Below are 25,467 nucleotides of genomic sequence, written 5' to 3' on the forward strand. Positions count from 1 at the left end.
GTTGGAGCCGAATTGACCACAGAGCCCACCCCCCGCCGCACCGCCCGCGACGTGCTGAGCGCGCTCTCACCCGAGGCTCGTCAGCTCGCACATAAGGTGACACAGCTGGAGCGGGAGTTCCTTCACATCAGCAACCCCTCACAGGTTGTTCCTGGCATCGTCGAAGAAGTTAAGAGGCTGGTCAAGTGAAGCTTCACAGGCTGAGTCTCAAAAACTTCCGGGCCTTCTACGGAGAACAGGTTCTCGACCTGGCCACCGAGGAAGGAAAGCCTGCAGTGCTGATCTTCGGCAATAACGGCGCAGGAAAGACCACGCTCCTCAATGCCTTCGCCTGGGCCTTGTACGGAACCTTCTCCGACGACGTTGAACAACAGCACCGAATCATCCACGACAAGGCATGGGCGGACGCCGGGTTCGGCGAGCCGATCAACGCCTCAGTCCGACTTGATTTCGAACACGAAGGAACACACTTCTCGGTCACCCGAGACGTCACGGTCACCAAGAATTCCGACGACCAAACGACTGCCGCACCACAGCTCACAGTCACTGAGACCTCGGCGGACGGTGAAACCAAGAGCGTCATCAACGGGCAGGACCGCATTGAGAAGATCCTCCCTGAAGGACTGCGCCGGTTCTTCTTCTTCAATGGCGAGCGCATGGAGAAGATGTTCACCGGCGAAGAGAACAACGACGAGGTCAAGCGCGCCATCAAGACGCTGCTCAACCTGGAGACGATCGAACGCGCCATCCACCAGCACCTCCCCAAGGTATCCAAGCAACTGGCTCGCGATATCGACAAGCGGAGCGACGCCAGACTCAGCGGACTCACCGAGACCATCGAGCGCCTTGAGCAGCAATTCGCTGATTTCGAGGCCAAGTGCCTGCAATTGTCGAAGGACGCGAGCAGCTACCAGCGAGAGGTCGAAGAAGCCGAACGGGCGCTTCGCTCCAATAGCCAGGCTGCCCCACTACAGCAGCAGCGGGCGAGTCTGAACCGGAGGATCGCCAGCGAGTCCGAGAAGCTCGAGGAGCTGAAGGCCCGCAAGCGCGAACGACTTTCCAAAAGTGGATTCATCGCCTTCACTAAAGGCACGGACGAAGCCGTAATGAAGCTCGCGGAGGGTATGCGCCAGCGCCGCGAACTTCCTGCCGGCATCCAGCGGAGCTTCATCGACGGACTCCTGGAAGACGGCCAGTGCATGTGCGGGCGTCCGCTCCATTCAGGAACCCCGGAGTTCGTCGAGCTTGAACGTCGCCGCTACAACGCCGGCCTGGCGGATGTCGAATCCCGATGGCTCTACGTCGATGGACAGATGCGAAACCTCCGCGACGAACGCACCAGCCTCCTTGCAGACATCCAGCAAAATTCTCAAGATGTCCAGCTGGTGAACGAGGCGATCAACCAACTCAATGCTGAGCGAAGTGAGATTGAGCGGCAGCTGAAGGGCGTCGACATTCAGGATGTCCAACGCCTTGAGCAGCGCCGCAAGACGTACGCCGAAAAGAAGACCCAAGCTCTGGTTGATTTTCACCAAAACAAGGAACGCCAAGCCCAGATCGAAAAGGATATAGAAAACAACAGGCGCCTCTTCAAGAAGGAGGAAGGGGTGAGCGAGAAGTCCCGTAAGGTTCAGCGGCAAATGAATCTTGTCGAAGAAGTGCGAGAGGCTTTCGCGGAGGTCCTCACTCTGAAGACGGAAGAGGTTCGCGAACAGCTCGACCAGAAGATCAAGGAGGTTTTCTCTCGAATCTTCATCAAGTCCTACACTCCCGAGATCGACGACGCGTTCGAGCTGCACCTCAAGTCGCCGGCCGGCGTTGCGATCCGCTCCACCGGAGAGAATCAGATCCTCGGCCTCTCGTTCGTCGGAGCGGTATCGGAAGTCGCCAAAAATCTTCGCGACCGCAGAAGCGGCGCCGATGACGTGCTTGCCGGCGGGGGAAGCGTCTACCCAGTGGTCATGGATGCACCGTTCGGGAGCCTCGACCTGACCTACCAGGAGGAGATCTCCCGGGCCCTCCCTGAACTGACCTCACAGATCGTCACACTCCTCTCCCAGTCCCAGGCCCGTGGCAAGGTCATGGAGAACCTTCAGGTGTCGGCGACCAGCATGTATGTCCTTCGCTCTTTCACCCCCAACAGGCAGGCGAAGGAAGAAACCATCGAGATAAACAATCGCGCGATCCCGTACGTCTCCCACGGAGAATTCGAGCACACTGTCCTGGAGAAGGTGAATTTCTGATGGCCTCCGTCGACCGCTTCCGCAGGCCTGCCCAGCATGAAGAACTTCTCAATGAAATTCATGGTAAAAACGGACCATTTCGCAATATGGTGGAATGCATGATGTTCGCCGCCGCACTCGGACATCGAAAGGGGCGGCGGGAAGAGTTCGAAAAGGCAGGGGAACCTATCCGACTGGCCTTGATGGACGGACGTCAGTATGGTGATGTCCTCATCGATATGCTCGCAGCCGTAGAAGTCCAGGACGACCCGAAGATTCTCGCCGATGACCGACTCGACGAGCGCGTACGAATCTTCGAGGAATATGCGAACGGCGGGCTGAGCTACATCCGCGGTGAGCTCAACACTGCAGCCGTCCGTGACCTTGATCAGATCATCGGTGCCCTGGTGCTCGAATCCCTGGTATCTTCCCCCGAAGAAGTCGATGAAGTCGGCGATTTGATGTCTTCCGCAGATCTGGACTGGTAGTAGGCGTCGTCCAGCACCTCGACCCACTGGTCGGCTCCGGCGGCTCGCTCCTGCGGGCCCAGGATGAAGACAGCACCGAACCCAGCGCGCCCGAGCCTGCACCCAGCACACTTCCCCTGCATGAAGACAAGATGCTCCATGAAACGGCGACGGCCTGCACCCTGCGGTGCAGGCCGTCGCCCACATGTACAACCCTATCTGAACCACAGGAACCCGCCGGCCCTTGATCATCGCGGAATAACTGGAAAGAGAGTGGCCTTGGCCTCCGATAAGTGGGCCTGAGCGGGGCAGAAATCCGGTCGATCCTCCGGCGGACACCGCGTTTCCATGGGCTTCTTTCTGTTTTCGCCCGGTATGTCGTGTCGCTTTGGCGCGTCCCGACCTCATCAGGCCGTAGAACGCCAAGAAAATCCTATGCTGCTAGTAGCCCTAGCTTCCCCATCCATCGCACCACCAGATCGCTCTGTGTCCCACTGAGTTCAAGCCCAGGAAGTGCAATCAGTAGATCTCTAAGATTCGCCGCATCGGCTCCCTCTCGCAGGAGGTTTCGCGCTTCAAAGGCCCCCTCGATCCTCTCCATAAAAAGCCGGCAGAGCAACTCTGCGTCACAAGTCTCGACAAAGCGAAGACCAGCCGACGTCAATGCAATTGAATCTCCCTGTACAACCGCAAGCCCCAGTGAAACAAGATTCAGCAATCGCCGCCGAGCCTCCGATTCAAGAGTAACGCTCGGGAATTCTTTGATGAATTTGGCAATACAAGAAGCCAGCTGCCCGCTCTCTTCGACCAACTGCGCCATCAGCAAAATGATTTCGACGTAGTCGCCGCTTCGACCACCTGGCACCTGAGCCAATCGATATCTCGCTCCTGCACCTGCCTGCCGCAAAGCCTTGCTTTCCGATTCCTCGATTTCAAAGTGCTGAAGTGCCGCGACCGAGTTACTGTCGACTTCCTTGGGGAGGGTAAAAACTCTGTCGACTTGCTGCATGAGCACACTTGGTTCAGCCATCAAAAGGCGTCGCCCTGTCACGTCGCGCAGTTCCTCGACGAGACGAACATGAGGCAACCGAGCCAGCTGCGGATTTCCGGGTCGCCACCAGTCCTCCTTGAGGTCTCGCGTCACAAACAGAACATCGGAATTCCTGACAGAGACCTCATCGAGAAGCTGACGCCACACCAGATAGTCCCCGGCGGCTTCCCCGTCACTTTTACCATCTTCAAAGTCCTTAAATCCCGGAGGGATTCTCTCAGCTGCCCGTCCCTTGGCAAGTGCAATCTCCGCAACGTGCCGTTCGGCATCGTAGGCCTCACCAACACGTCCAGCCAGCAGTGATTCGAGCTCACCGATCACTGGATCAGTGTTTGTGTCACGAATGCCCGGCACCGTGTCTCGATCCGCCTGTGCGCGCAGCAGTTCCTGGAGACCGTTAAATGCCGCCCGCGCCTCACTCAGCCGCAGCTCCAAAGGTGCAACGGATTCGCTAACCTCACGAATGTGGACATTCTTGGCCCAGTCCTCGATTGCCCTTTCAGCCTTGTGATAGGCATCATCCAAGGTCTTCTTGGCCGCCTCAGCCTTCTTGTGATGATAAGTAAGCAACTCCTCACCATGTCGATTGCGCCAGAACTCGACCAGGACCTGATGGGGGACCCACAACCGCTGCTCAACCGCTTTGAGCACCGCAAGCATGTCCTCTCGGACCCGCGCGTTCATGCGATACAAGTCCAGGAGAACGTTGGTGTCGAGTACCACCATGCCCTGCTCCAACACTGCCTTGAAGTCTGTGGGACCCGGATTGCGGTAGGCCTCAAACCCATCGAACAGACCTTGCCTCATCGCCGTAACCCCCCAAGTGACGTCGGTGAGCCGACGGTACCTCGACAGACAGGAACCCAGGAAGCGAATAGACGGACTCCCAGGGCAAGTTGAAGCAGTGTTCGACCACGGTGCAGAGCCAGCAGTCGTGAGCCGGGGTTCGGTGAATACACCACCGGGCGGCTCGACCTGCAGATCCCCCCTTTGCGCGCGCCGGCCTCCTGCTGGTGCGCGTGTGCGATCGTGAAGTCCACGGAAATGTCCCAGGTGATCAGGCCCTTCGCATCTGCTCGGACCTGGACCTGCTCAACGATGCGGTGCCACGTGCCGCGGCGCTGCCGGCGGCAGAACAACAGCCCGTACACCGTCTCCCACGGCCCGTAGTGATCTGGGAGATCCCGCCACGGTATGCCCGTTCAGGTCCGGAACCGTATGCCGTTGATCGGTTGCCGCTTGGTGTGCACCGGCGGCCGGCCGGTCTTGATGCCCTTCGACAACAATGGTTCCAGCACCGACCACTGGGCATCTGTCAGATCTCCCCGAGCCACGGAAAGTGCCACCGCATGACCTTGATCTATTCGGGATGCCGGCCGAGCCCAGCACCAGGGCGAGCGCGGGCCACTCCAGGCGCCCGTACCGCGCTACGGCGTACGCGCGCAGCACCACCGGCGGGTCCGAGGGCCACGAAGCGCACGCCCGGGTGCAGCGGGATACCGACAGGCAGCAGGCCCACCCCCATTCCGGCGGCGACCATCAGCTGCATCAGGTAAAGACCTCCGCCGACGAGCCCGCACGGACATCCGGACACCGGGGCAGCGCCCGCAAAGCCACCCACGACCTCGTCCGCGGCCGCGGGTACGCACCAGCTCACAGAGCCCGGCCGGACCGGGGCCGCTCCGGGAGGTGGAACGGCCCCGGTGGACATCAGCGGGTGCTGAAGTCGGCGTTCCAGGAGGCCGCGCCCGTTCGTGCCAGGCCGACCTCGTTGTAGTCGCCGATCATGATCCCCAGGTGGCCCGGGGAGTTGGTCCAGCCGTCGACGGCCGCGTCGATGTTCGTGGGCCCGTAGAAGGCGATCTCGCCGAAGCCCCGCCCGGTGTAGCCGAGGCCTGCCGCGATGGCCGACGAGTTGCAGAAGTGCCCGGAGACCCGGCGCTGGTCCATCTGGTCGGCATTGCACTTCGCGGCCTGGGAGAGCGTCGAGTTCAGCCGCACCGGCGCCTTGCCGTACTGGGCGCGCACGGCGTTCAGCCGGTCCAGGAAGCGCTGCTGGTCGGAGGTGACCGGGCCCGGGCCCGGGCCGGTGCCCGACCCGACCAGGTCGAACCGCTGGGACATGCTGCCGTCGCAGCCCTCGACGGTGACCTCCCGGTCGAGGCCGTGGTAGGTCAGGCAGCCGTTGCCCTTGGCGTTGTGGAGGTAGGTGCCGCCCTGGGCGGCGGACTCCAGGGTCCACTGCTGGTTGTCGCCCGCCCACCAGTGGATGAACTGGGTGGACCGGCCGTCCCGGGTGTCCATCTCCAGCACGCGCTCGGTGCCGTTGACGTTGCGGGCGAAGTCGACCCGGTCACCGGGCTTGTTCGATATCCAGAACGAGGTGGAGGCGTCCTGGTAGCCGCGGGCGACGATCCGCGAGCCCTCGCCGTCGGAACTGGCCAGCGAGTGGTGGTTCTGGTGGTCCTGGATCGTGATCATCTGCTCGACCACGCCCGCGGTCGCGGCGTTCGCCGGCGCCGCCAGCAGCGTGGCACCGCTCGCGGACACCGCGGAGACGGCGAGCGCCAGGGCCGCCAGCCGGGTGCGGCGGCGGGTGGCGGTGCCGGTGCCGGGACGGAGGGCGCGGGTGGACGGGTGGGACACGGGGATCTCCTGCTCTCGGTGGACCGCGTGCGGATGAGCAGGCGGGCGCAGAGCAGGACATCAGGGCCGGGTAGACAGCCGATCAACGACGTGTCGACGCGGGCGGGGAAGGTGGGGGTGCGGTCGACCCGGGCACCTCGCTCCGGGCCCCGGGGCGGCATCCACCACGCCCCGGGTTGCTCTTCCGCTCATGGGCCGCAGCGAGAACGGCCATCCGAGCCGCCGGGATGAATCAGAGGACGAGACGAGGCGCCGTCATCGCCGATGCCCTGATCGCCCGTTGGGGCCGCAACGGCCACCGCTGGACGGACGTACCCGGAACCACGCCCCGACCGGACGGTTCGCACGTCTGGATCCGCGCCCGGAGGGGCATCCCACCATCACCCTGCCGACGGGCCCGGCTGAGACTCCCCCACGAGTTCAACCGGGCCTCTGGCCGGCGTCCGGGCCCGGACGCGACTCCCCCCACGGAGCGGCAACCGGGCCCGCATGGCGTTCAACCAGCGACACGCAGCGTACCTGTCACATCCACTCAGCGCTACCTCGCGACGGAACGCTCCCGCAGCTGTGCACCGCGGCGACGCAACGCCCGTGGGTCGCGCAGCACCTGGCGCGCCCGGGTGGCGCCGAGGATCGCGACGTCGTAGCCGGTCCTGAGCCCGTCGGCCGCCGGGTGCGTCATGCGCCGCCCCTCGCGGACTCGGCCGTCCGTGCGGTCCGGGTGTCCGCGGACGAGGCCGGCAGCAGCTCGGCGGCCCTGGCCAGCAGGTCGTCGCGGCCGATGGCATCGGCGCGGGTGGACGGCACCGTGCACGCGTACGCGCCGGCCACCACGCCGTACAGCGCGCAGCGGCGTACCTCCTCGCCGGCGAGCCAGCCGAGCAGGAAGCCGGAGGCGAAGGCGTCGCCGGCGCCGTTGGTGTCCACCACGGGGCCGGGCGGGGTGACGGCGGGGACGTGCGTCAACTGCCCCTCGGCCAGCAGGTACGCCCCCTCGGCGCCGGCGGTGGCCACGACGATCCTGGCCCGGCCGCGCTCCGTGATGTCGCGCATGGTGCGTTCCGGGTCGGCCAGGGCGGTGGTGGACAGGAAGACGAGGTCCGCGGCGAGCGCGAAGGGCTCGTGGTAGGGGTTGGCGCCGTCCCAGTTGTGCAGGTCGGTGGAGATGGTGACGCCGGCCTCGCCGAGGGCGGGCAGGGCGAGGGCGCACGGGTAGGTGATCACCACGTGGGCGTGCCGGCCGGCCGCGGCCAGGGCGCGCACCGTGGCGTCCGGGAGTCGGTCGCTCTCCTGGGAGCGGGTGTCGTCGTACAGCGAGAGCCGCCGCCCGTCCGGGCCGACCAGGTTGACCGCCCGCTTGGTGCCCCGGGCCGAGGGGACCTCCGTGAACGGGATGCCCCGGTCCCGGTGGAACGCCCGGACCAGGTCGCCCTCGGGGTCGTCACCGAGCAGGTCCATGTGGTGGGCGCGCAGGCCGAGCGCGGTCACGCCGAGGGCCACGAAGTCGCCGCTCTGCCCCGCGCGGGTCACGATGCCCGGTTCGATCATGTAGCTGTCGGCGTACGGGAGCGGCAGCTCGGGGACGTGGACGATGGTGTCCACACCGGCGCCGCCCAGCACGAGGATGTCGGTCGTGGTGCTCATGGGGTGGGATTCCTCTCTGGTGCGGGTGGTGTCACAGGTCGCGGTGGAGGTCGGCGACCGCCCTGGGGCCCGAGTGGTGGGCCAGGGCTCCGGTTCCGTGTCGCCGACCCCGTGCGGGACCGAGACGCTCGCCCTGGTCGCCATGAGGCTGACCAACAAGCAGATCGCGCGTGTGCCCGGCATCTTGACGCACGGCGCCAAGCGCCCGGTCGGCTCCGTCCTGCTGAAGCCCGGCTCGCCCGACCGGACGGCCGCCGTGATCACGGCGCTGAGGGAAGGGCCGGCCTGACACGACGGCACCGGCCTGCCTGCCCACGAGCGCGCGGGCAGGCCGGCCGGTCGGGTTCGGAGGAGGACCGGTCACCCGGTCCTCCCCGTCGCCCCTGTCATGACTCGGTGGCCGGCGACACCAAGGCGCCACCGGCCGGCCTCTCCGTGCCGCCGCCCTCCTCCGCGTCCTCCGGCGCGGTGTCGGCGGCCCGGAGCCGCTCGGCACCGAGCACCGAGACGACCAGGGCCACCACGGCCGCACCCGGGGCCAGCCAGTAGCCGGTGGCCGGGCCGAAGCGGTCGACCGCCACACCGGCCAGGGCCGAACCCAGCGAGATGCCGCCCAGCAGACTGGTCACGGCCAGCGCCATGCCCTCGTTGATCTGCGAGCGCGGCACCAGCTTCTGGACCATCGTCATGCTGGTGACCATGGTCGGCGTGTTCGCCATACCGGCGACGAACATCAGCAGGCACAGCGACCAGAGGTTCCCGGCCAGCTGGAGCGGCAGCATCAGCACCGCCATGGCGGCCAGGCCGAGCAGGAACCGCGTGGTGATCCTGCCCTTCGGCACCACCAGCCCGAACAGGACACCGGACACCGCCGAGCCGGCGGCCTGGAGGGCGATCACCACACCCGCCGCCGAGGCGTTCCCCAGCTCCTCGGTGTACGCGACGGAGGCGAGGTCCAGGGAACCGAAGATAGTGCCGGTGAAGAGGAACGTCAGCAGCATGACCTGGAGGCCCCGGTTGCGCAGCGGCGCCGGAGCCGACGGGTCGGGCTCCTGCACCGGCGGTTCCGTGGACTTCTGGGCCGCGAGCAGCAACGTGCCGCCCAGCGTCAGCACCATGGCCACCAGCCGCCCCGCCTCGGGGAACAGCGCGGTGCAGAGGAAGACGGTGAGGATGGGGCCGACGATGAAGCAGATCTCGTCCAGCACCTGCTCGAAGGAGTTGGCGACGTGCAGGGACTGCTCGTCGTCCCGGTAGATCTCCGCCCAGCGCGCCCGCACCATGCCGCCGGCGTTGGGCGCGGTGGAGAAGAGGCCGGTCGCGAAGAGCGTCCAGGCCGGGGTGTCGTAGTGGGCACAGAGCATCAGGGCGACGGACCCGAGCGCCGAGACCGCGGCGGCGGGAACGGCGACCCTGGCCTGCCCGTACCGGTCGATCAGCCTGCTGATGCGCGGAACCGTCACCAGCGTGGCCGCCAGCGAGACGCCCGAGACGGCACCCGCCAGCGCGTAGGAGTCGCGCAGGGAGGCGACCATGATCACGGTGCTCACGCCGTACATGGACAGCGCGAGGCGCGCGAGGAACCCCGACAGGGTGAACGCGAGGCTCCCCTTGGGGGCGAAAAGACGGCGGTACGGGGCGAACAAGAAGCGTCTCCTTCCCTCGTCCGGATGTCGTGCGGTGCTCCGCCCGGTCCGGGGCCGCCCCTCCCCGGGCGTCCTCTCGCCGAACGCCCCTTCGCCGGCCGGCCGGTCGGGGACCGCGGCCCGTAGCGTAGCCGCCGGCCGCTCGGGGTCGGCCTCGCTCACCCACGCCCCGAGCCGGGAGACCGGCCCCACACCGCACGTCGGAACCACTCGTCAGCCACCGGCCGGCGGGGCGAGGGTGCCGGGGTAGAGGTACTCCTTCGGGGGGATCACCGTGCTGTGGGCCCAGGCGTCGAAGAAGCCCCTGAGGTCCTTGCCGGACACCTTCGCGGCCAGGGCCTCGAACTGCGGGAAGGAGGCGTTGCCGTAGGCGTGGTCGGCGGTCCAGCGCTTGAGGGTGCCGAAGAACGCGTCGTCTCCGACGGTGCGTCGCAGCGCGTGCATCATCAGGGAGCCCTTGAAGTAGAGGGCCGAAGCGAGTTCCTTGCCCTGGCCGGGGTCGTACAGCTTGGTGGACCAGTACGCCGGATCGTTCCTGTTCCCTTCGATGCCTGCGGCGTAGAAGGCCGTGTCGAGGTTCGATCCCTTGTGCTCCTCCCACAACTGGTTGGCGTACTGGGCGACGCACTCGGCGATGCAGCCGTCGCGCCAGTCGGTGAACGAGACACTGTCGCCGAACCACTGGTGGGTGATCTCGTGGACGACCGCGGCGTCCCAGAAGTAGTTGGTGTAGGTGGGGCGGCTCTGGGTCTCCAGGTCCGGCGCGCCCGTGCCCGACTCCTTGGGCCAGCTGCGGACGATGGCGCCCGCCGAGGAGAACGGGTACGGGCCGAACTTCGAGGCCAGGAAGGCGAGGATCTCCGGCTGCTGGGCCTCGGTCGCCCGGGCCGTCTCGTCGATCGGCACGTCCGGGCCGTAGGCCGTGATGACCGGCGTCCCGTCCGGCAGCTCCGAGCGGTGGACGGTGAACCTGTCGATGGCGACCGTGCTGAGGTAGGTCGCCATCGGCTTGTCCTCGCGCCAGCGGAAGGTCGTCGAACCGCCCGCGCCGGTGGTCGGACCGGGCCGGCCGTTGCCGATGGCCGTCCAGCCGTCGGGCACGGTCGCGGCGAGCGAGAAGGTGGCCTTGTCGGACGGGTGGTCGTTGGACGGGAACCAGGAGGTCGCGGAGTGCGGCTCGCCCATCGCGTTGACGCCGCCGGACACCAGCAGGTGCCAGCCCTCGGGGTCGGGCTTTCCCGCGTACACCACCCGCACCGCGAAGGTGGCGCCGCCGGCCACCCGGCGGGCGGGTTCGATGTCCAGCTTGTGCGCGCCGGAGCGGGAGAACGATTTCGCCGGGGTGCCGTTCACGGTGACGGAGGCGACCTGGAAGCCCTTGAGGTCCAGGGAGAGGCGGTCCAGCGACCGCAGGGCCCGGGCGGTGACGGTGGTGTCCCCCTTCAACAGGTCGGGCTGCGCCGGGTCGTAGGCGATCCGGACGTCGTAGTTCGCCACGTCGTAGCCGGCGTTGCCGTCGTCGGGGAAGTACGGGTCCCCGACCCCGGCCGCTCCCGCGGGGACAGCGGTCAGGGCGATGCCGAGGGCGGTGGCGGTCGCCACCAGGATGGCGGCCCTGCTGCGGCGGTGGCTCGGTGGTGTGCGCATCTGTGGCTCCTGGGGACGGGTGGTCAGGACCGGTCGGTGGCGGGGGTGGTGGCAGGGTCGGTGGCGGAGTTGGCGGCGGCGGGCGTCTTCGCGACGAACTGCCACACCACGCCGATCAGGGCGTTGGTGCTGGTCGCCTGCGTCGCGGGGTCGACGTTGGCGAGGTCGTCGCACGCGCTGTGGAGGCAGTCCGAGACGCCGCTGCTGAACCCGGACGACGGGATGCCGGCGTCCCCGAACGACTGGGTGTCGGAGCTGTCCAGCGGAATGTCGAACGTGGCGTGGCCCCGGGCGCCGAACCAGTTCTCGAAGGCCTGGAAGGCCGCGGTCTCACCGTTCTTCGCGTCCTTCACCACGAGGTACTGCTGGACGTTCTTGCTGCCCGCCTGGTCGAGGTTGAGGTACAGGTCGATGGCCTTCCGGTCGGCGGCGGACAGGTTCCTGACGTAGTCCGCCGAGCCGGCCATCCCCAGCTCCTCCGCTCCCCACCAGGCGAAGCGCAGGTGCCGCTCGGGCTTCAGCCTGGCCTTGGCCACCTGGAGAGCGGTGGTCAGGACGGCCGCCGAGCCGGAACCGTTGTCGTTGATCCCCGGACCCATCGGGACGCTGTCCAGGTGGGCGCCGGAGAGCAGGACGTGGTTCGGGTCGCCGCCCGGCCAGTCGGCGATCAGGTTGTAGCCGTCCTTGCCGTCGTGGGAGAAGTGGCGCAGCTGCGTCCGGAAGCCGGCCCGGTCCAGGGCCTGCTTCACGTACGCCACCGACTCCGCGTACCCCCGGGTGCCGTGCGCGCGGTTGCCGCCGTTGCGGTCCGCGATCCGTTGCAGGGCCTGGAGGTGCGGCATCACCTCCGCCGCTGTGACGGTGGGCGCGGCGGGGGCCGACCCGTGCGTGGCCGCCGTCGCCGCGGCGGCGGGGACGGCGGACAGCAGCAGGGCCGCCCCGAGGGCGCGGGCGGTGAGGGAGACCGGACGAGGGGAGGGCATCACACGGGAGCCTTTCGGAGGCGCGGCCGGGGCGCTCCCCCGGCGGATTCCACCCACCCTGGTCCTTCGGTGTCAGGAACTTGTCGGGAGGCTGTCATCGACCGGTGGGGGTGCCTCCGGAGAGCGACTTACGATCATCCTCATGTGTGCACACGTCGTGGTCGCCGAGGACGATCCCAAGCAGGCCGACCTGGCCCGCCTGTACCTGGAGCGGGAAGGGCATCACGTGGTCGTCGTCCACGACGGGCGCGCCGCACTGGAACAGGCCCGGAGCGGCCCCACCCAGCTCCTGGTCCTCGACGTCATGATGCCCGTCATGGACGGACTCGACGTCTGCCGCGCCCTGCGCGCCGAATCCGCCCTCCCGGTGCTGATGTTGACCGCCCGCACCGCCGAGGAGGACCTGCTGCTCGGGCTCGACCTCGGCGCCGACGACTACCTCACCAAGCCCTACAGCCCCCGCGAACTCGTCGCCCGGGTCCGCGCCCTGCTGCGTCGCGGCTCCGCCCCACTGCCCCAGGACGCCGTCGCACCGCCGGTGACGCCCGTCTCCCCGCCGTCGGCCGTGCTGAACGCCGGGGCCCTCACCGTCGACCCCCTGCGCCACGAGGTCACCGCCGACGGACGGCCCGTCAGCTGCACCCCCGGTGAGTTCCGGCTGCTGGAGGTCCTGGCCGCCCAGCCCGGCCGGGTCTTCACCCGGGCCCAGCTGCTGGACCACCTGCACGGCATCGACCGGTACATCACCGCCCGGACCGTCGACACCCACGTGATGAACCTGCGTCGCAAGATCGAGCCGCAACCAGGCAGCCCCACCCGCATCCTGACGGTCTACGGCATCGGCTACAAGCTCGCGGAGGGGCCGCGCGGTGCGTCGTGACGCCCCGCCGCGCCGCGGCCTGCTGCTCCGGCTGCTCGCCCTCTCCGCCCTGGTCTCCCTCTGCTCCATCGCCGCGACGGCCTGGCTGACCGCCCGCACCACGACGGGCGTGATCACCCAGGAGCGCCGCCAGGTCCTCGCGGACCAGACCCGGATCTACCACGAGCTGCTCGGCTACGCCGCGACCCACCCCGACTGGAGCGGCGCGGAGCCGACCGTCCGGCAGCTCGCCGCCGACACCGGGCAGCACATCCTGCTCACCACGCCGCGCTTCGAGCCGGTCTTCGGCTCCGCGCCCCCGGCACCGGCCCCGGACCCAGCCGCCGGCCACACGGCACTGCCCCGTACGCCGACCACCACCGTCGACCCGCTCTCCGTCGATCTCGCCATGCTGCCCGACGCTCCCGCCGACCGGATCGACGCCCGCGCCGTGGGCCCGTTCCGGCTGACGGCCGCCGAGCGCGCGGCCATGGAGGAGGCCGCGCGGAACCGCGCCGGCTGCCTGCGGTCGGAACTGGGCGTCGAGGCCACCGTCGTCGACGACGCCGCCGGGCGCCCCGTGGTGAGCGTCCCCGGCGCCGGGGTGCCCGGCCCGCGCTGCGCGTCCCCCCTGGTGCTGGACGCCCCGACCCGCACCGAGAGCAGCGCCCTCGCCGACCTCACCGCGCTCGTCAACGCCTGCCTGGAACGCCAGCAGGTCCGGCCCGTCACGCTGTCCCTGGCACTGCGGTGGTCCCCGCCCCGCGACCGGGAGCAGGAGCAGGTGATCTCCGCCTGTCTCGCCAACTCCCGTCGGCAGCAGCTCGTCCGGTACGTGGCGCCGCCCGTGCTGCTGTTCGTCGGTGCACCCGCCGGGGCGGAGGGTCCGGCCCCCGCCCTGTCCCTCCACCACGGGCGGGTCGCCGAGGTCGCCGCGCTGGTGCTGGCGATCACGGTGGCGATCACCACGACCGTCGTTCTACGGCTCTCCCGGCCGCTCAACGCACTCACCCGCGCCGCCCGGCGGATGACCGACGGAGACCTCTCCGCCCGGGTGGCCACGACCGGCCGCGACGAGATCGCCGGACTCGCCGCGGCCTTCAACGCCATGGCTGAGCGCCGCGAACAACTGGAGGAGCTGCGCCGGACGATGGTGGGCGACATCGCGCACGAACTGCGCACCCCGCTCAGCAACATCCGCGGTTGGCTGGAGGCCGTCGAGGACGGCATCGTCACCGCCGACGGCGCCCTGACGAGCTCGCTGCTGGAGGAGGCCCTGCTGCTCCAGCACCTGATCGACGACCTGCGGGACCTCGCTGCCGCCGACGCCGGTGAACTCGCCCTGCACCGCCGGCCCGTGGACGCCGGGGACCTGCTCGCCCAGGTCGCGACCGCCCACCGTGCCCGGGCGCAGGCCTCGGGCGTGACCCTGGTCGTCGAACCGATCGCGGCCGCGGCCGGGTGCGAGGCCTTCGCCGACCCGGTACGTCTGCGCCAGATGGTGGGCAACCTGGTCGCCAACGCCGTCCGGCACACCCCGGCGGGCGGCACGGTCACCCTGCGGGCCCACCTCGACGCCGAGGCCCTGCTCGTCGAGGTCGCCGACACCGGCACCGGCATCGCGGCGACAGACCTGCCACTGGTGTTCGAACGCTTCTGGAGGGCCGACAAGTCCCGCAACCGCCAGAGCGGCGGCAGCGGTCTCGGCCTCGCCATCGTCCGCAAGCTCGCCGAGATCCACGGCGGCGACGTCCACGCGGCCAGCACGCCCGGCACCGGCTCGGTGTTCACCGTGCGCCTTCCCGTCACGGCCGCCGCCCCACCCGAGGCCCTCAGCGGCCGGCGGCGCCCGCGGAGCGCCTCCACCGCGTGATCGCCCCGGACATCGGCCAGGGCGTTTCGAAGCCCCGGTGGCCACGCGAGTGCGCGGGGGTCGCAGTGGCGCGAGGAACGCGGGCCGGACCGAGGAACGCGGGCCGGACCGTCGCGCATGCAACGAGGCCCGGTTGAACGGGGTGCCTTCCCAAGCCGCCCCGAACCACCGGAACTTCGACCCGAGGTTGCGACGGACCGACTGCGGCAGACGGTGACGGAACGCCGGTCACTCGCGGTAGAGCAGGAGGGTGCCGCCGGCCAGGACGGCGCCGGCGACCAGGGCCCAGGCGGTCTGCCCGTGCAGCACGAGAACGGCGCCCGGGGCGGCACCGGCGAGCGTGGTGGCGACGGAGAGGATCTTCCTGCGCTGACGGGGGGGCGGTGCCGCCGGCGAGACGGGAGTCGGCGGCCAGCCGACCTGGTGGCCACCCTCGTCACCGAACAGGCCGCCCGTGCCGCGCCGACCGCGGAGGACTCCCGCTACACCCGGATCTGGGAGATCCGCTCCTACATGGACCGACACCTCCGGGACACGGAGCTCGGTCCGAAGGCGATCGCGGCCGCGCACGGCATCTCCGTGCGCTCCCTCCACAAGCTCTTCGAAGGGGAGGACGTCACCGTCAGCCGCCTGGTCCAGCGCCGGGCCGGCTCCAGGCGACCGCCCAGGAGTTCACCCGCCAGGACGGCGGCGACAGCACGGTCTCCGGCGTGGCCCAGCGGTGGGGCTTCACCGACGCGGCCCACTTCAGCCGGATCTTCCGCGCCTGGTACGGCATCTCGCCGAGCCAGTGGCGCGACACCCGCGGCGGCACCGAGCCGTCCGACGGGCAGGACACCCACGGCCCGGTGTCCTGACGGCCCATCGACCCGAGAGGCACCCGGTGTCCGCATCTCTCTCCACCGCGTCGTTGTCCGCCTCCGGCCGGGCGGAGTGCTGGCACGAAGCGGTGTCCCACGCCTTCGTGCCGATGGCCGTGAACCTCCTGGAGGAGGTGCCGTCGCCCGGGAGGATCATCGGCCACCGGCTGGGTTCCGTACGGATATCGAGGGTCCAGGCGGGACCGCAGACGGTGACGCGCAGCAGGCGCATGATCGCCGACGGCGATTCGTCCTCGCTCATCCTCAGCCTCCAGGAGCGCGGCACCGCGCTCAAGGAGCAGGACGGGAGGGAGACGGTCGTCCGGCCCGGCGAGTTCTCCATCACCGACACGTCCCGCGCCTTCCGGAAGAAGATCGAGGAGGGGTTCGTCTTCACGTCATTCCTCTTCCCCCGCGCGGAACTGGACGTGCGGGAGAAGGACCTGCGGGCGCTCACCGCGACGACGTTCAGCGGCACCGAGGGCAGCGCCGCGCTGGTGGCGACCTATCTCTCACGGATGGCGCACGAGGCGGAAGGGCTGACAAGGTCCTCGGGTGCCGCGCCGCGGCCACCGCGCTCGACCTGCTCGCGATGCTCGTCGACGACCGGGGCGGACGTGCTCGGCCGCAGGAGTCGCGGGCCGCCGCCTCGTTGGAACGGGTCAAGGACCACATCCTGCGGAATCTCCACGATCCGGACCTCTCACCGTCCACGATCGAGGAGGCGAACTTCATGTCGGTCCGCTTCCTCCACAAGCTCTTCCAGGTCGAGGGCGTCACGGTCGGCGGGTGGATCCGAACGCAGCGGCTGGAGCGCTGCGGCCGGGACCTCCTGCGGCCGATGGCCGGGGAGGTCGGGGTGGCGGGGATCGCCCGGCGCTGGGGCTTCGCCAACTCCAGCCTCTTCAGCCGCGCCTTCCGCGCCTTCCGCGCCTTCCGCGCCTTCCGCGCCACCTACGGTATGTCGCCGAGGGATTGGCAGGTCGGCGGCAAGTCTGCGTGAGTGGCGTTGCGCGCCTACGCGTACGGGTCGCGCAGCGGCCGGGGTTCGCGGACTCCGCGCGTGATCTCCTCGGGAGGATCCGGGTCGGCGGCGCAATGGCGGCCCTGGGCCTCGCCCTTGACGGTGAGCCGGCCGGCGCGGACGAGTTCGCGGATGTCGCATTGGGCCTGCCGCTGGTGGTGTGCGCGCAGGCAGGACCGGATCCAGGGCAGGGTGTCGCGTGCTGGAGTCCGGACAGGGCCGCCGACCTCGGCGAGAACGTCGCAGTAGCGGTAGGAGTTGCCGGCCCGGCCGTCCGTCCAGCGTCCCTCTCGGCGGCCTGCGCCCGGCCGGTCCCGTTCGCGAAGAGTGAGCAAGGCCACACCCCGACATGGTCCGCCACGTCCACTAAGGTCGGCTTGGGACCCGCCCTGAACTGGGATTTTGCGTCGGCCACAGCGATGTGACCGCCGCGGGTCCAGCCTTTCTGGAGATCGCATGACCGATCCGGCATTTCGCTCCGCAGGCCAACTCGCTGCCGCCATCGCGGCGAAGGAGATGTCGAGCACCGAGTTGCTCGACCACTACCTCGCCCGGGTGGAGCGGCTCGATCCGAAGGTGAACGCCATCGTCGCCCGGGACGAGGAGGGCGCGAGGGCCGCGGCACTGGCGGCCGACCGCGCGGTCTCCCGTGGCGAGCCGCTCGGCCGCCTGCACGGCGTCCCCGTGACGATCAAGGACAGTCTCGAGGTCGCGGGCATGCGGACCACCGGGGGTTCGGCCCGCTGGGGAGAGCACGTCTCGACGAACGACGCCGAGTCGGTCGCCCGGCTCAGGAACGCGGGAGCGATCGTCTTCGGCAAGTCCAACCTGCCGGCCGACGCCAGGGACTGGCAGACCTACAACGAGGTCTACGGGACCACGAACAACCCGTGGGACCCGACCCGCGGACCCGGCGGTTCGTCCGGCGGGTCCGCCGCGGCGGTCGCCGCGGGGCTGACCGGCCTGGAGCTCGGCGGCGACACGGCGGGATCGATCCGGGTGCCCGCCCACTTCTGCGGCGTGTACGGGCTGCGCCCGTCGTTCGGGATCGTGCCGAGGCACGGAAGCGTCTCGGGACACGCTCCGGGCACGCTGGCGGACTTCGACATGGCGGTACTCGGCCCGCTCGGCAGGCACGCCGAGGACCTCGACCTGGGCCTCGACGTCCTCGCCGGAGCGGACCACGACCGCGCCCCGGGATGGCGGCTGGAGCTGCCCGCCGCCAGGTCGAGCACCCTGCGGGACTTCCGGGTCGCGGCCTGGTTCGACGACCCGTTCTGCCCCGTCGACAGCGAGCTGGCCGCGATCATGCGGGCCACGCTGGAGGCGGTCCGGGCCGAGGGCGCCGTCGTGGTCGAGGGCAGCGGGCCGGTCGGGCTCGAAGAGACGATGGCCCTCTACCAGCCGCTGCTGATGGCGCAGAGCGGGCTGGTCGAGCCGGACGAGTCGTATGCCGGGCTCGTGGAGCTCGCCACGGCGGAAGGGGCCGCCGGCGGGTTCGCGTCGGACCTGACGATCAGCTTCCGTGACTGGCACGCGCTCGACGAACGCCGGCAACACTCCCGCCGCCGCTGGGCCGAGTTCTTCCGCGACGTCGACGTGCTCCTCTGCCCGGTGAGCCCCACTGCCGCCTTCCCCCACGACCAACGCCCCGATCCCGGGTGGTCGGTCCGGACACTGCGGGTCGACGGCGCCGACCGGCCGTACCGCGAGATGCTCACGTGGATGGCACCGTCGGCGGTCAACCACCTGCCCGCGGCGGTGGCGCCCGTCGGCGCGACCCGGGACGGGCTCCCGGTCGGCATCCAGGTGATCGCGCCCTACCTGCACGACCGCACCGCAGTCCGGTTCGTGCAGTGCCTCGCGGAGGTGATCGGCGGCTTCCGCCGTCCGCCGGGATTCTGAGAGCCGCCGCCGGGCCGTCCGCCTGCCGCGTAGCGGCGGCCGGCCCGGCCACCGCGCTCCCGTCGCGTGCGCAGCGCTCCCCCGACCGAGGGCACCTGCCGGCAGGCCGGGCCTTCCCCGTCGCGGATCCTGGGACGCCGCCCCTCACACCGGTCCCGCGCCACCCCCGGGACGCGGTCGGTCAATTCGGTCCTGCGCGTGACGTCGGCCTTCAAGACCCGCACCACCGTGTCACCCCGCGCCTGGACGGACACCTCCCGCACGTCGTCCACGACGGCGTGCCCGCCCCGGGCAGGGGCGCTGAGCCACGCCCACAGGAAAGGCGGCCCGCCGATGTCCAGATGGAATTCGATAAACCTCAGGAGGAACACGAAGCCGGTCCCCGGGAGTTCCTCGCAGAGAATCCCACTGTCGCCGCCCCGGCCCGCGGCCCCACCCGCGGTCCCGGAGAGCGCCGCAGGGCGAGGCTGATGGGATCCAGGCCGTTTCCCCAGCTCAATGAAGTGATCGCCATGCGTTCCTCAGCCCAGCGCGGCCGCGTCTACCGCCGCTGCGGCTACCGCGACAACCAGCGTTGGCAGCTCGGCACCTGGACCTTCGCCGTCGACAGCCACAGCGCCCTCGACGACCTCGCCCGCCCCCACCAGCGCGGAGAGGTCACCGTCCACCGCATCCTCGCCCCCTCTCCAGCGCCCTCGGCGACGGCGTCCGCAACGACCGCCTGCCCCGCAACATCGCCCGCCCGGTGATCATCAGGCAGCCCCACCGCGGCGAGGCCCTCGCCCTACACGAGGACGACGCCTACCTCGACAAGCGCTCCGAGTACATCCGCCGGACACTCGCCGCCATCGACAACAACCAGCTCGTCTTCACCGCCCCCCAGACACGCTCCAGCCGCAACTGAGCCGCCCTCTCCAACCGCGCCACCGACGCCATCGCCGACCAGATCACCCCACCGCCTTCCACCGCCCCAACCCACCCCCGGCCATGGCCTCGTCTTCCACCGCCACGACCAACCGATCTGCCCCGGCTACGTCCTCGACCGCTTCCACCACCTCTGCCCTGACGCCGACGCCCCGTCATCCGCCTGCACGACCTGCGCCACCTCGCCTGCACCCTCTCCATGGACGAGCACGTCCCGGCCCCCATCGCCTCCAAGACACTGCGGACGACCGTGAACATCCACCACTCCCTCAGCGCCCGAGCCGCCCACGAAGCCGTCAACGCCATCGACCACGCCCTCAACCAAGCCGACAGCGACACCAGATACGGCCGCCACACCACCCCAAGAAACACGACCCGGCCGATCACCAGCCCCACCCACCGAAGCACCGCACCGGCACAACGGCAGGACCACGCCGCGACCACCAGCCGACGGAACATCAAAAAGGCCGCCTCCACCTTTCGGTGAAAGCGGCCTACGACCTGCGAAAACGCTGGTCGGGACGACAGGATTTGAACCTGTGACCCCTTGATCCCCAGTCAATAGGTTCAACTAGTGTCGACAGCCCAGGCCTTGAGTACTCGGCTTCTTCTTTTCCCAACTTCACTGAAACTAGAGAGAGTTGAGTCTCACCGTGACCATCAGGAGTCGGCAGATCCCAAACCCGGTCGATGCTAAGCCGGGTTCAAGTTCGTACATAGATGTCCGTAAGCGCCCACGGGCGCTCACCAGGTGCGGTCCGAAGCTGGTCCCCAAATGGTCCCCAGGTCCCCGGAGCGGCCTTCGTCACCGCGAGTAGCAGCAATCTGTCGGCCCTTCAGCAGGGCCCTTCTGCCGACCGCTGCGGCCCGTCGTGCATTCCCCTGGCCAGACGAGGTGGTCCGGACGGATCAGGGTCGACTACCCACTGGATACGGATAGTGATCTTCCGGACGGTGTGTCGTCTTGAGCGTGTCCCCGCCATCCAGTTCTGAGTGCTTCGCGCACCGCCCGACGCGCTATGCCGCCACACCCGACACAGCAGCCACTCTTGCCCCAGATTCACCAGGCAGTCCAGGCGAAGGGGAAGCTCATGGGACAGCGTGCGCAGCGGGGCAGGGCGTACCGGCGGCGCGGGTGCCGGGACGAGGGCGGGAAGCGTTTGGTGCGTGGTGTGTGCGGCTGTTGGAGGGGGCAGAGTACGGGTCGTGGACGTAATGCGTCGACCCGGTACCGGAGGGCGGCAGGCGGCCTACCCGGCGACGGCGAGGGTTCACAACCGAGGCCGAGGCCGCGCAGGAGCTGGCGGCGGTGCTGGAGGGTGAGCTGAGCGGGGCGCACGAGGATAGTCGGACTCCGGCGGTGTGCCTCCTGCGGAAGCGGCTCGCCGCGCAGGGGGGTATTGGAGTCGCTGCTCGTTCTGCCACCGGATTTGCCGGACACGCCGGCGACTCGGTTGAGCCTCCCAACCGTCTCGCCGACGTGTCCACCTTCAGCTCCTGCTGAAGCACCCCTACTCGAGATCGTCGAACAGCTCAACCTCGTAGACTCGCTGGGCCGTCGGACGGACCGGCCTCAGCCAGCCCGGGTACGCCGTGGCCGCGCCCTGCTGCGGCGCTGGCACCGGGTTCGGGCGGGGCCGGCGCTTCCGACGGGGCGGGATCGTCGCCTTGGGCGAGCGAGTGGTCGCCGGGCGCGTGCTGCGCTGCCGGCTCTTGCGCTGGTTCGAAGTCATGGTCGTCTCTTGGGTGTTCGTTGGATACCGACGAGTCCGAGCCGCTTCACCGGAGTGATTCCGGTAGCCGCCTCGGAGGCCCGCGACTTGATGGTGCGCCAGGCGACCATCATCGAGCTCGGGCCGATGACGCAGCAGCGTGCCAGATATCCCCGCAGCCCAACAACTCCGAGGCGTTAACCGAACGTTACAGGCCTCCCGACGGCTCGTGCGATGCTGTCCAAGACGCATCTACCAGGCCAATTCGCGCTTCAACATTGGTGATTGACATGAAGTTTCGCCTGCTTGGACAGTTGGTCGCACTCGACGACGGAGAATCGATCGATGTTCCGTCAGGCAAGACCTGCGAGCTCCTAGCTCTTCTGCTACTGACCCCGGGCGAGCCGGTTCCCCATCGCAAAATTTTTCGATTCCTATGGCCGGGTGAGGACACGAAGCCCTCGAACATCCGGCAGTACTGCCTCAGGTTGCGCCGCGCCGTGGGGCTGGAGGTAGGAAACAGCGGAGGCGCCTCCCACATCCGGGTAAACCCCGCCAGCGTCGACCTGGTCCGTTTCCGGAGCCAGTACGCCAGCGCGCTCCGCACCGGGAATCCACAGAATCGGCGCGCCACACTGCTGACTTCGCTAGCCGAATGGCGCGGATCCACCCCGCTGGAAGACCTGCCAGGTGAAGCCTTCGCCCGGCAGCGGGCTCGAATCCTCCGCGAGCTACACGACGCGTTCGCGGACTGCGTGCGCACCGACTTGGAGTGTTCCGAACCTCACATCGCGCTCCAGCGGGCGGACGATGCGCTGGTCCACTGGCCCGACAGCGAGACCCTGCTCGGCCTCAAGGTCCAGTCGCTAAGCACGCTGGGCCGCCACCACGAGATCGACCCGCTGCTCGCTCAATGGAAGCGCCGGTTCAACCAGCCGACCGCCCATCTGCTGCTGGCAAGGACGAGCAAGAAGAACATCACCTCCGGCATCACGTCCCCGGATCTGGGGTTCCCTGAGCGGCCGAACCAGCTGCCGTCCCTGCAGGGACGACTGATCGGCCGTCGGTCAGAGCTGGGACTCCTCGCCGACGTCGTGCTGGGCAGGGAGCCCGGATCGGGGCCGATCGCCGTCGTGGCGGGCCTGGCGGGCGTCGGGAAGACATGCCTCGCGGTGGCCGCAGCCCAGCAGCTTGCGCCGAACTTCCCGGACGGGGTCCTGTACATCGACCTCAGGGGATTCTCCGTCCTGGAACCCGAGGAAGTCGCTTCTGTCCTCGTCCGGTTCCTGAACGACTTGCGGACGACCCCGGCCACCGTGAACCTCGACGGGCTGGTTTCGGCCTACCGTTCGGCGCTGTTGGACCGCCGCGTGCTGGTCGTCCTGGACAACGCCCGGAACGAAGCGCAGGTCCGACCGCTGCTGCCCGGTCCAGGCCGAAGCGCCGCAATCGTCACCAGTCGCCGGCAGCTGGAGGGAATGGTCGTCAAGGAAGGTGCGAAGCTGATCAATCTCACGCCGCTCGACCGCCCCGAGGCCGCCGAGTTGCTGGAAGCAGCTCTGGGAGAGGAACGGATGGGCCTTGCCAGACCGTTCGCCGGTTCCTTGCTCGACTACTGCTCCGGATTACCGATCGCTCTGCGCATCGTGTCCGCCCAGATCACCCGCCGCCAGCCCCGGGACCTACCGAGCGTCGTCCGCAGACTGCTGGAGGAGAGTTCTGGGCTGCGCCCTCTCGACCTGCGTACCGATGAGTTGAACGTCGGCTCCCTGCTGGAGAACTCCTACCGTCTCTTGTCTGCTCCTGCCGCCAAGCTGCTGTGGCAACTCTCCGTGCATCCCGGCCCGACGATCAGCTGGCGGGCAGTCCAGGCACTGGGGCACGGCCGTGTCGCGGTCGACGGATCGCTGAATGACCTGATCCACATGAGCCTGGTGACTGAACCGACCTTCGAGCGCTATGCGATGCACGACCTGGTGCGCATCTACGCTGCACAGCTGGCCGATCAGCAAGATCCTGGAGATCGCGACGAAAGCCTCGCGACGGTAATGGAGTTCCTCCTGCAGAACGCCTGGTCCTGTGATCGGGTACTCGACCCGGATCGCCAGCTGCCGATCACCACGAGCGGGGATTTCGCTGTGGTCTCGCCCACAGACCACGCGGCCGCGACGGCCTGGTTCGACGCCGAGTACGCCACCCTGGGCGCTGTGCTCCAGCTGGCTGGGAGACTCCAGCTCGACCGGTACACCTGGCTTCTGGCGCTCACTGTGCTGACCTATCAGTGGCGGTCCAACCGATACCTGGACGCCCTCGGCCACCTCACCGACGCCCTCCCGGCGGCCAGACGGATCGCAGGCCCGGGAGACGTGGCCATGATCCGGCGTCTGCTCGCCGGGACCCACCGCGGACTCGGCGATCGTAGGAGGGCCATGGCGGAACTGCGCGGGGCGGTCCGCACCAGCCAGGACCACGGCGACCTGAAGGGCACTGCGCTGGGCCGTTACAGCCTGGGCATCATGCTGCACGAGGACGGCGCCATAGACCAGGCGGTGGTGGAACTCAGGGCCGCCCTGACCGGCTTCGAGGCTCAGGAGGACCGGCTCGGCCAGGGAGCCGCACTCGACGGCCTCGCCAACGTCCACCACCGGGCCGGCGACCACTTCTCAGCCCTCGAGCACTGCCGCCGGTCGTCGGCCCTGCTGAACGATACGGCCGATCTCAACGGCCAGGCACACAGCTCGTTCACAATGGGCCGTATCCGGGCTGCGATCGGCGAGCACGACGCGGCGGCGGCGGCCTACCGCCACGCGCTGATGCTTTACCGCTCGATGGGGTACCCGAGCCGGGAGGCCAGGACGCTGGTCCGGCTCGCCGACTCGCTCAGCGCACTGGGTCGTGACCAGGACGCCCGGCAAGCCGTCGAGGAGGCCCGTGCTCTGCTTGCAAGGCTCGGCGAGGAAGACCTCGATGCCGCGGTGGAGCGTCAGCGGCAACTCTCGTGACCCTCGGCGGCTGGCTCACCGGTTCGGCTCGGCCAGCCGGAAGTAGGTCGAAGGGTCGGGGCGCGCGGCCTTCGGACTCCGGTCGGAGCCGACCCTCGGCAGCCAGCACTCGAGGTAGCCGCGGACCTCTCGAACCTCGGGACGCTCGCGCGGGTCAACGGCGACCATGGCAAGGCCGAGGCTCTTCAGCTTTCCGGGCATATGGGCATCGAATCCGTTCAGGAAGGCTGGCTCCGTCTCGCCGGGCGGGCCGTCGACATGACTGTAGGGCAGTTCCGAGGTCATCATTTCGAAGAGTAGGACGCCGAGGGCGAAGACGTCGGATTTCGCGGTTGACTCGGAATCCTGCACATACTGCTCGGGAGCGGCGTAGCCCGGTGTCCCGCGGGGATCGTAGTTCGGGGTCGAGAAATCTGTGGAGATGCCCACGTCAAGGAGTCGAATCCGCCCGTCGGGTTGGATCATCACGTTGTTCGGTGTTACGTCCCGGTGGACGTAGCGCTCGTGCACCAGCGCCAGGGTGTCGCAAAGCTGGGCCACCACACAGACCGCGTCGGTGGCGGACACCGGCTGGTGCCTGCCCATCCAGGACCGGAGGGTGGAACCGTCGATCAGTTCCATTACGATGTATCGCTGCTTTCCCCAACCATCATGCCAGCCGTCGTCCAGCACGCGGGGAATCCCGGGCACCGATTCCATGAACCGCAGTCGACCCAGTTCTTCCTCGAGAGGCTTGGCCTCCCCGGAGTAGTCGGTCACTGGTTGGCCGAAGCGTCGAAACTGTGCCTTGACAGCAACATCTCGGCGGCCATATTCATCACGGGCGACGAAGAGCTCGCCTTCGCCGCCTTGGCCGAGTTCCCGCAGGATCCGAAAGCGATGATTCAGGAGGGCACCAGGACGCAAGACGTGAACTCCAGGACCAGATCCGCCCGGTACCGGGCTCGGATGGCAATAGACAAGAAGTGGGGGACAGTATGACAGGAACCTGGCCGCCCGAAG

Annotated in this window: 24 protein-coding genes and 1 pseudogene; 14 read left to right on the forward strand and 11 right to left on the reverse strand. The window is 68.6% G+C overall.

Annotation, left to right across the window (positions count from 1 at the left end):
- The first annotated feature begins 12 nt into the window (after positions 1-12).
- The 3 genes from BU198_RS41345 to BU198_RS41355 are packed head-to-tail and all read left to right on the forward strand — an operon-like array spanning position 13 to position 2,710.
- Complete coding sequence (locus BU198_RS41345; RefSeq protein WP_188301848.1) at positions 13-189, forward strand: hypothetical protein; 177 nt, start codon at positions 13-15, stop codon at positions 187-189.
- Positions 186-2,243: an AAA family ATPase gene (locus BU198_RS41350; RefSeq protein WP_188301849.1), complete on the forward strand. Its 2,058-nt coding sequence runs from the start codon at positions 186-188 to the stop codon at positions 2,241-2,243. Before BU198_RS41345 ends, BU198_RS41350 begins: the two co-directional genes overlap by 4 nt.
- Positions 2,243-2,710: a DNA phosphorothioation-associated protein 4 gene (locus BU198_RS41355; protein WP_188301850.1), complete on the forward strand. Its 468-nt coding sequence runs from the start codon at positions 2,243-2,245 to the stop codon at positions 2,708-2,710. The genes BU198_RS41350 and BU198_RS41355 overlap by 1 nt, the downstream gene beginning before the upstream one ends.
- 412 nt (positions 2,711-3,122) lie before the next feature.
- Here the strand turns inward: BU198_RS41355 and BU198_RS41360 are convergent, their stop codons facing one another.
- From BU198_RS41360 to BU198_RS41375, 5 genes are all read right to left on the reverse strand, one after another.
- Positions 3,123-4,547 (reverse strand): PIN-like domain-containing protein, encoded by a 1,425-nt coding sequence (locus BU198_RS41360; RefSeq protein WP_188301851.1) that lies wholly within the window; start codon positions 4,545-4,547, stop codon positions 3,123-3,125.
- Entirely contained in the window at positions 4,544-4,936 is a 393-nt protein-coding gene (locus tag BU198_RS44120; RefSeq protein ID WP_317620539.1) for a hypothetical protein, read from the reverse strand. The genes BU198_RS41360 and BU198_RS44120 overlap by 4 nt, the downstream gene beginning before the upstream one ends.
- A gap of 514 nt (positions 4,937-5,450) precedes the next feature.
- A complete protein-coding gene (locus BU198_RS44125; protein ID WP_188301852.1) occupies positions 5,451-6,386 on the reverse strand; it encodes a CAP domain-containing protein in 936 nt (311 codons plus the stop codon).
- 538 nt (positions 6,387-6,924) lie between these two features.
- A complete protein-coding gene (locus BU198_RS41370) occupies positions 6,925-7,068 on the reverse strand; it encodes a hypothetical protein (protein WP_188301853.1) in 144 nt (47 codons plus the stop codon).
- Entirely contained in the window at positions 7,065-8,030 is a 966-nt protein-coding gene (locus BU198_RS41375; RefSeq protein WP_188301854.1) for an adenosine kinase, read from the reverse strand. The genes BU198_RS41370 and BU198_RS41375 overlap by 4 nt, the downstream gene beginning before the upstream one ends.
- Here BU198_RS41375 and BU198_RS41380 point away from each other — a divergent pair.
- Positions 8,020-8,319, forward strand: coding sequence for a hypothetical protein (locus BU198_RS41380; RefSeq protein ID WP_188301855.1), 300 nt, complete (start codon positions 8,020-8,022; stop codon positions 8,317-8,319). The two genes, BU198_RS41375 and BU198_RS41380, sit on opposite strands and share 11 nt — an antisense overlap.
- 97 nt (positions 8,320-8,416) lie before the next feature.
- Here the strand turns inward: BU198_RS41380 and BU198_RS41385 are convergent, their stop codons facing one another.
- The 3 genes from BU198_RS41385 to BU198_RS41395 all read right to left on the reverse strand — a co-directional run bounded on the left by BU198_RS41385 (position 8,417) and on the right by BU198_RS41395 (position 12,306).
- Positions 8,417-9,676, reverse strand: a complete 1,260-nt coding sequence (locus BU198_RS41385; RefSeq protein WP_188301856.1) for an MFS transporter — start codon at positions 9,674-9,676, stop codon at positions 8,417-8,419.
- Between the two features lie 213 nt (positions 9,677-9,889).
- Positions 9,890-11,323, reverse strand: a complete 1,434-nt coding sequence (locus BU198_RS41390; protein WP_188301857.1) for a M1 family metallopeptidase — start codon at positions 11,321-11,323, stop codon at positions 9,890-9,892.
- Between the two features lie 23 nt (positions 11,324-11,346).
- Entirely contained in the window at positions 11,347-12,306 is a 960-nt protein-coding gene (locus BU198_RS41395; protein ID WP_188301858.1) for a M20/M25/M40 family metallo-hydrolase, read from the reverse strand.
- A gap of 142 nt (positions 12,307-12,448) precedes the next feature.
- Here BU198_RS41395 and BU198_RS41400 point away from each other — a divergent pair, with 142 nt between their 5' ends.
- Both BU198_RS41400 and BU198_RS41405 read left to right on the forward strand, forming a co-directional pair.
- Complete coding sequence (locus BU198_RS41400; protein ID WP_188301859.1) at positions 12,449-13,186, forward strand: response regulator transcription factor; 738 nt, start codon at positions 12,449-12,451, stop codon at positions 13,184-13,186.
- Positions 13,176-15,038 carry a sensor histidine kinase gene (locus BU198_RS41405; protein ID WP_188301860.1) on the forward strand — a complete coding sequence of 621 codons (1,863 nt, stop codon included), beginning with the start codon at positions 13,176-13,178 and terminating at the stop codon, positions 15,036-15,038. Before BU198_RS41400 ends, BU198_RS41405 begins: the two co-directional genes overlap by 11 nt.
- A 228-nt stretch (positions 15,039-15,266) precedes the next feature.
- Here the strand turns inward: BU198_RS41405 and BU198_RS43140 are convergent, their stop codons facing one another.
- On the reverse strand, positions 15,267-15,563 hold the full coding sequence (locus tag BU198_RS43140; RefSeq protein ID WP_223245642.1) for a hypothetical protein: 297 nt from the start codon (positions 15,561-15,563) through the stop codon (positions 15,267-15,269).
- On the opposite strand from BU198_RS43140, the gene BU198_RS41410 reads away from it, so the two are divergent.
- The 3 genes and pseudogenes from BU198_RS41410 (at position 15,533) to BU198_RS43150 (ending at position 16,901) form a co-directional block, all read left to right on the forward strand.
- Positions 15,533-15,895, forward strand: a complete 363-nt coding sequence (locus tag BU198_RS41410; RefSeq protein ID WP_223245636.1) for a helix-turn-helix domain-containing protein — start codon at positions 15,533-15,535, stop codon at positions 15,893-15,895. The two genes, BU198_RS43140 and BU198_RS41410, sit on opposite strands and share 31 nt — an antisense overlap.
- A 113-nt stretch (positions 15,896-16,008) precedes the next feature.
- Positions 16,009-16,389: pseudogene (locus BU198_RS43145) on the forward strand (hypothetical protein); the annotation flags it as partial.
- A gap of 101 nt (positions 16,390-16,490) precedes the next feature.
- Positions 16,491-16,901: a helix-turn-helix domain-containing protein gene (locus BU198_RS43150; protein WP_223245626.1), complete on the forward strand. Its 411-nt coding sequence runs from the start codon at positions 16,491-16,493 to the stop codon at positions 16,899-16,901.
- Between the two features lie 14 nt (positions 16,902-16,915).
- Here the strand turns inward: BU198_RS43150 and BU198_RS41420 are convergent, their stop codons facing one another.
- The gene (locus tag BU198_RS41420) at positions 16,916-17,257 is read right to left on the reverse strand and encodes a hypothetical protein (protein ID WP_188301862.1); all 342 of its coding nucleotides are present in this window, start codon (positions 17,255-17,257) and stop codon (positions 16,916-16,918) included.
- A 121-nt stretch (positions 17,258-17,378) separates the two neighbouring features.
- On the opposite strand from BU198_RS41420, the gene BU198_RS41425 reads away from it, so the two are divergent.
- The 5 genes from BU198_RS41425 to BU198_RS41445 all read left to right on the forward strand — a co-directional run bounded on the left by BU198_RS41425 (position 17,379) and on the right by BU198_RS41445 (position 24,465).
- Complete coding sequence (locus tag BU198_RS41425; protein ID WP_188301863.1) at positions 17,379-18,827, forward strand: amidase; 1,449 nt, start codon at positions 17,379-17,381, stop codon at positions 18,825-18,827.
- 512 nt (positions 18,828-19,339) lie between these two features.
- Positions 19,340-19,576 (forward strand): hypothetical protein, encoded by a 237-nt coding sequence (locus BU198_RS41430; RefSeq protein ID WP_188301864.1) that lies wholly within the window; start codon positions 19,340-19,342, stop codon positions 19,574-19,576.
- Positions 19,573-19,731, forward strand: a complete 159-nt coding sequence (locus BU198_RS41435) for a hypothetical protein (RefSeq protein ID WP_188301865.1) — start codon at positions 19,573-19,575, stop codon at positions 19,729-19,731. Before BU198_RS41430 ends, BU198_RS41435 begins: the two co-directional genes overlap by 4 nt.
- 219 nt (positions 19,732-19,950) lie before the next feature.
- A complete protein-coding gene (locus BU198_RS41440; RefSeq protein ID WP_188301866.1) occupies positions 19,951-20,238 on the forward strand; it encodes a hypothetical protein in 288 nt (95 codons plus the stop codon).
- 1,515 nt (positions 20,239-21,753) lie between these two features.
- Complete coding sequence (locus BU198_RS41445; protein WP_188301867.1) at positions 21,754-24,465, forward strand: tetratricopeptide repeat protein; 2,712 nt, start codon at positions 21,754-21,756, stop codon at positions 24,463-24,465.
- Positions 24,466-24,480: 15 nt separating this feature from the next.
- Here the strand turns inward: BU198_RS41445 and BU198_RS41450 are convergent, their stop codons facing one another.
- Complete coding sequence (locus tag BU198_RS41450; RefSeq protein ID WP_188301868.1) at positions 24,481-25,371, reverse strand: serine/threonine-protein kinase; 891 nt, start codon at positions 25,369-25,371, stop codon at positions 24,481-24,483.
- Positions 25,372-25,467: the final 96 nt, after the last annotated feature.

Origin of the sequence: Streptomyces sp. CBMA156, assembly GCF_014596515.1 — a bacterium.
In the GTDB taxonomy this organism is placed as follows: Bacteria; Actinomycetota; Actinomycetes; order Streptomycetales; family Streptomycetaceae; genus Kitasatospora.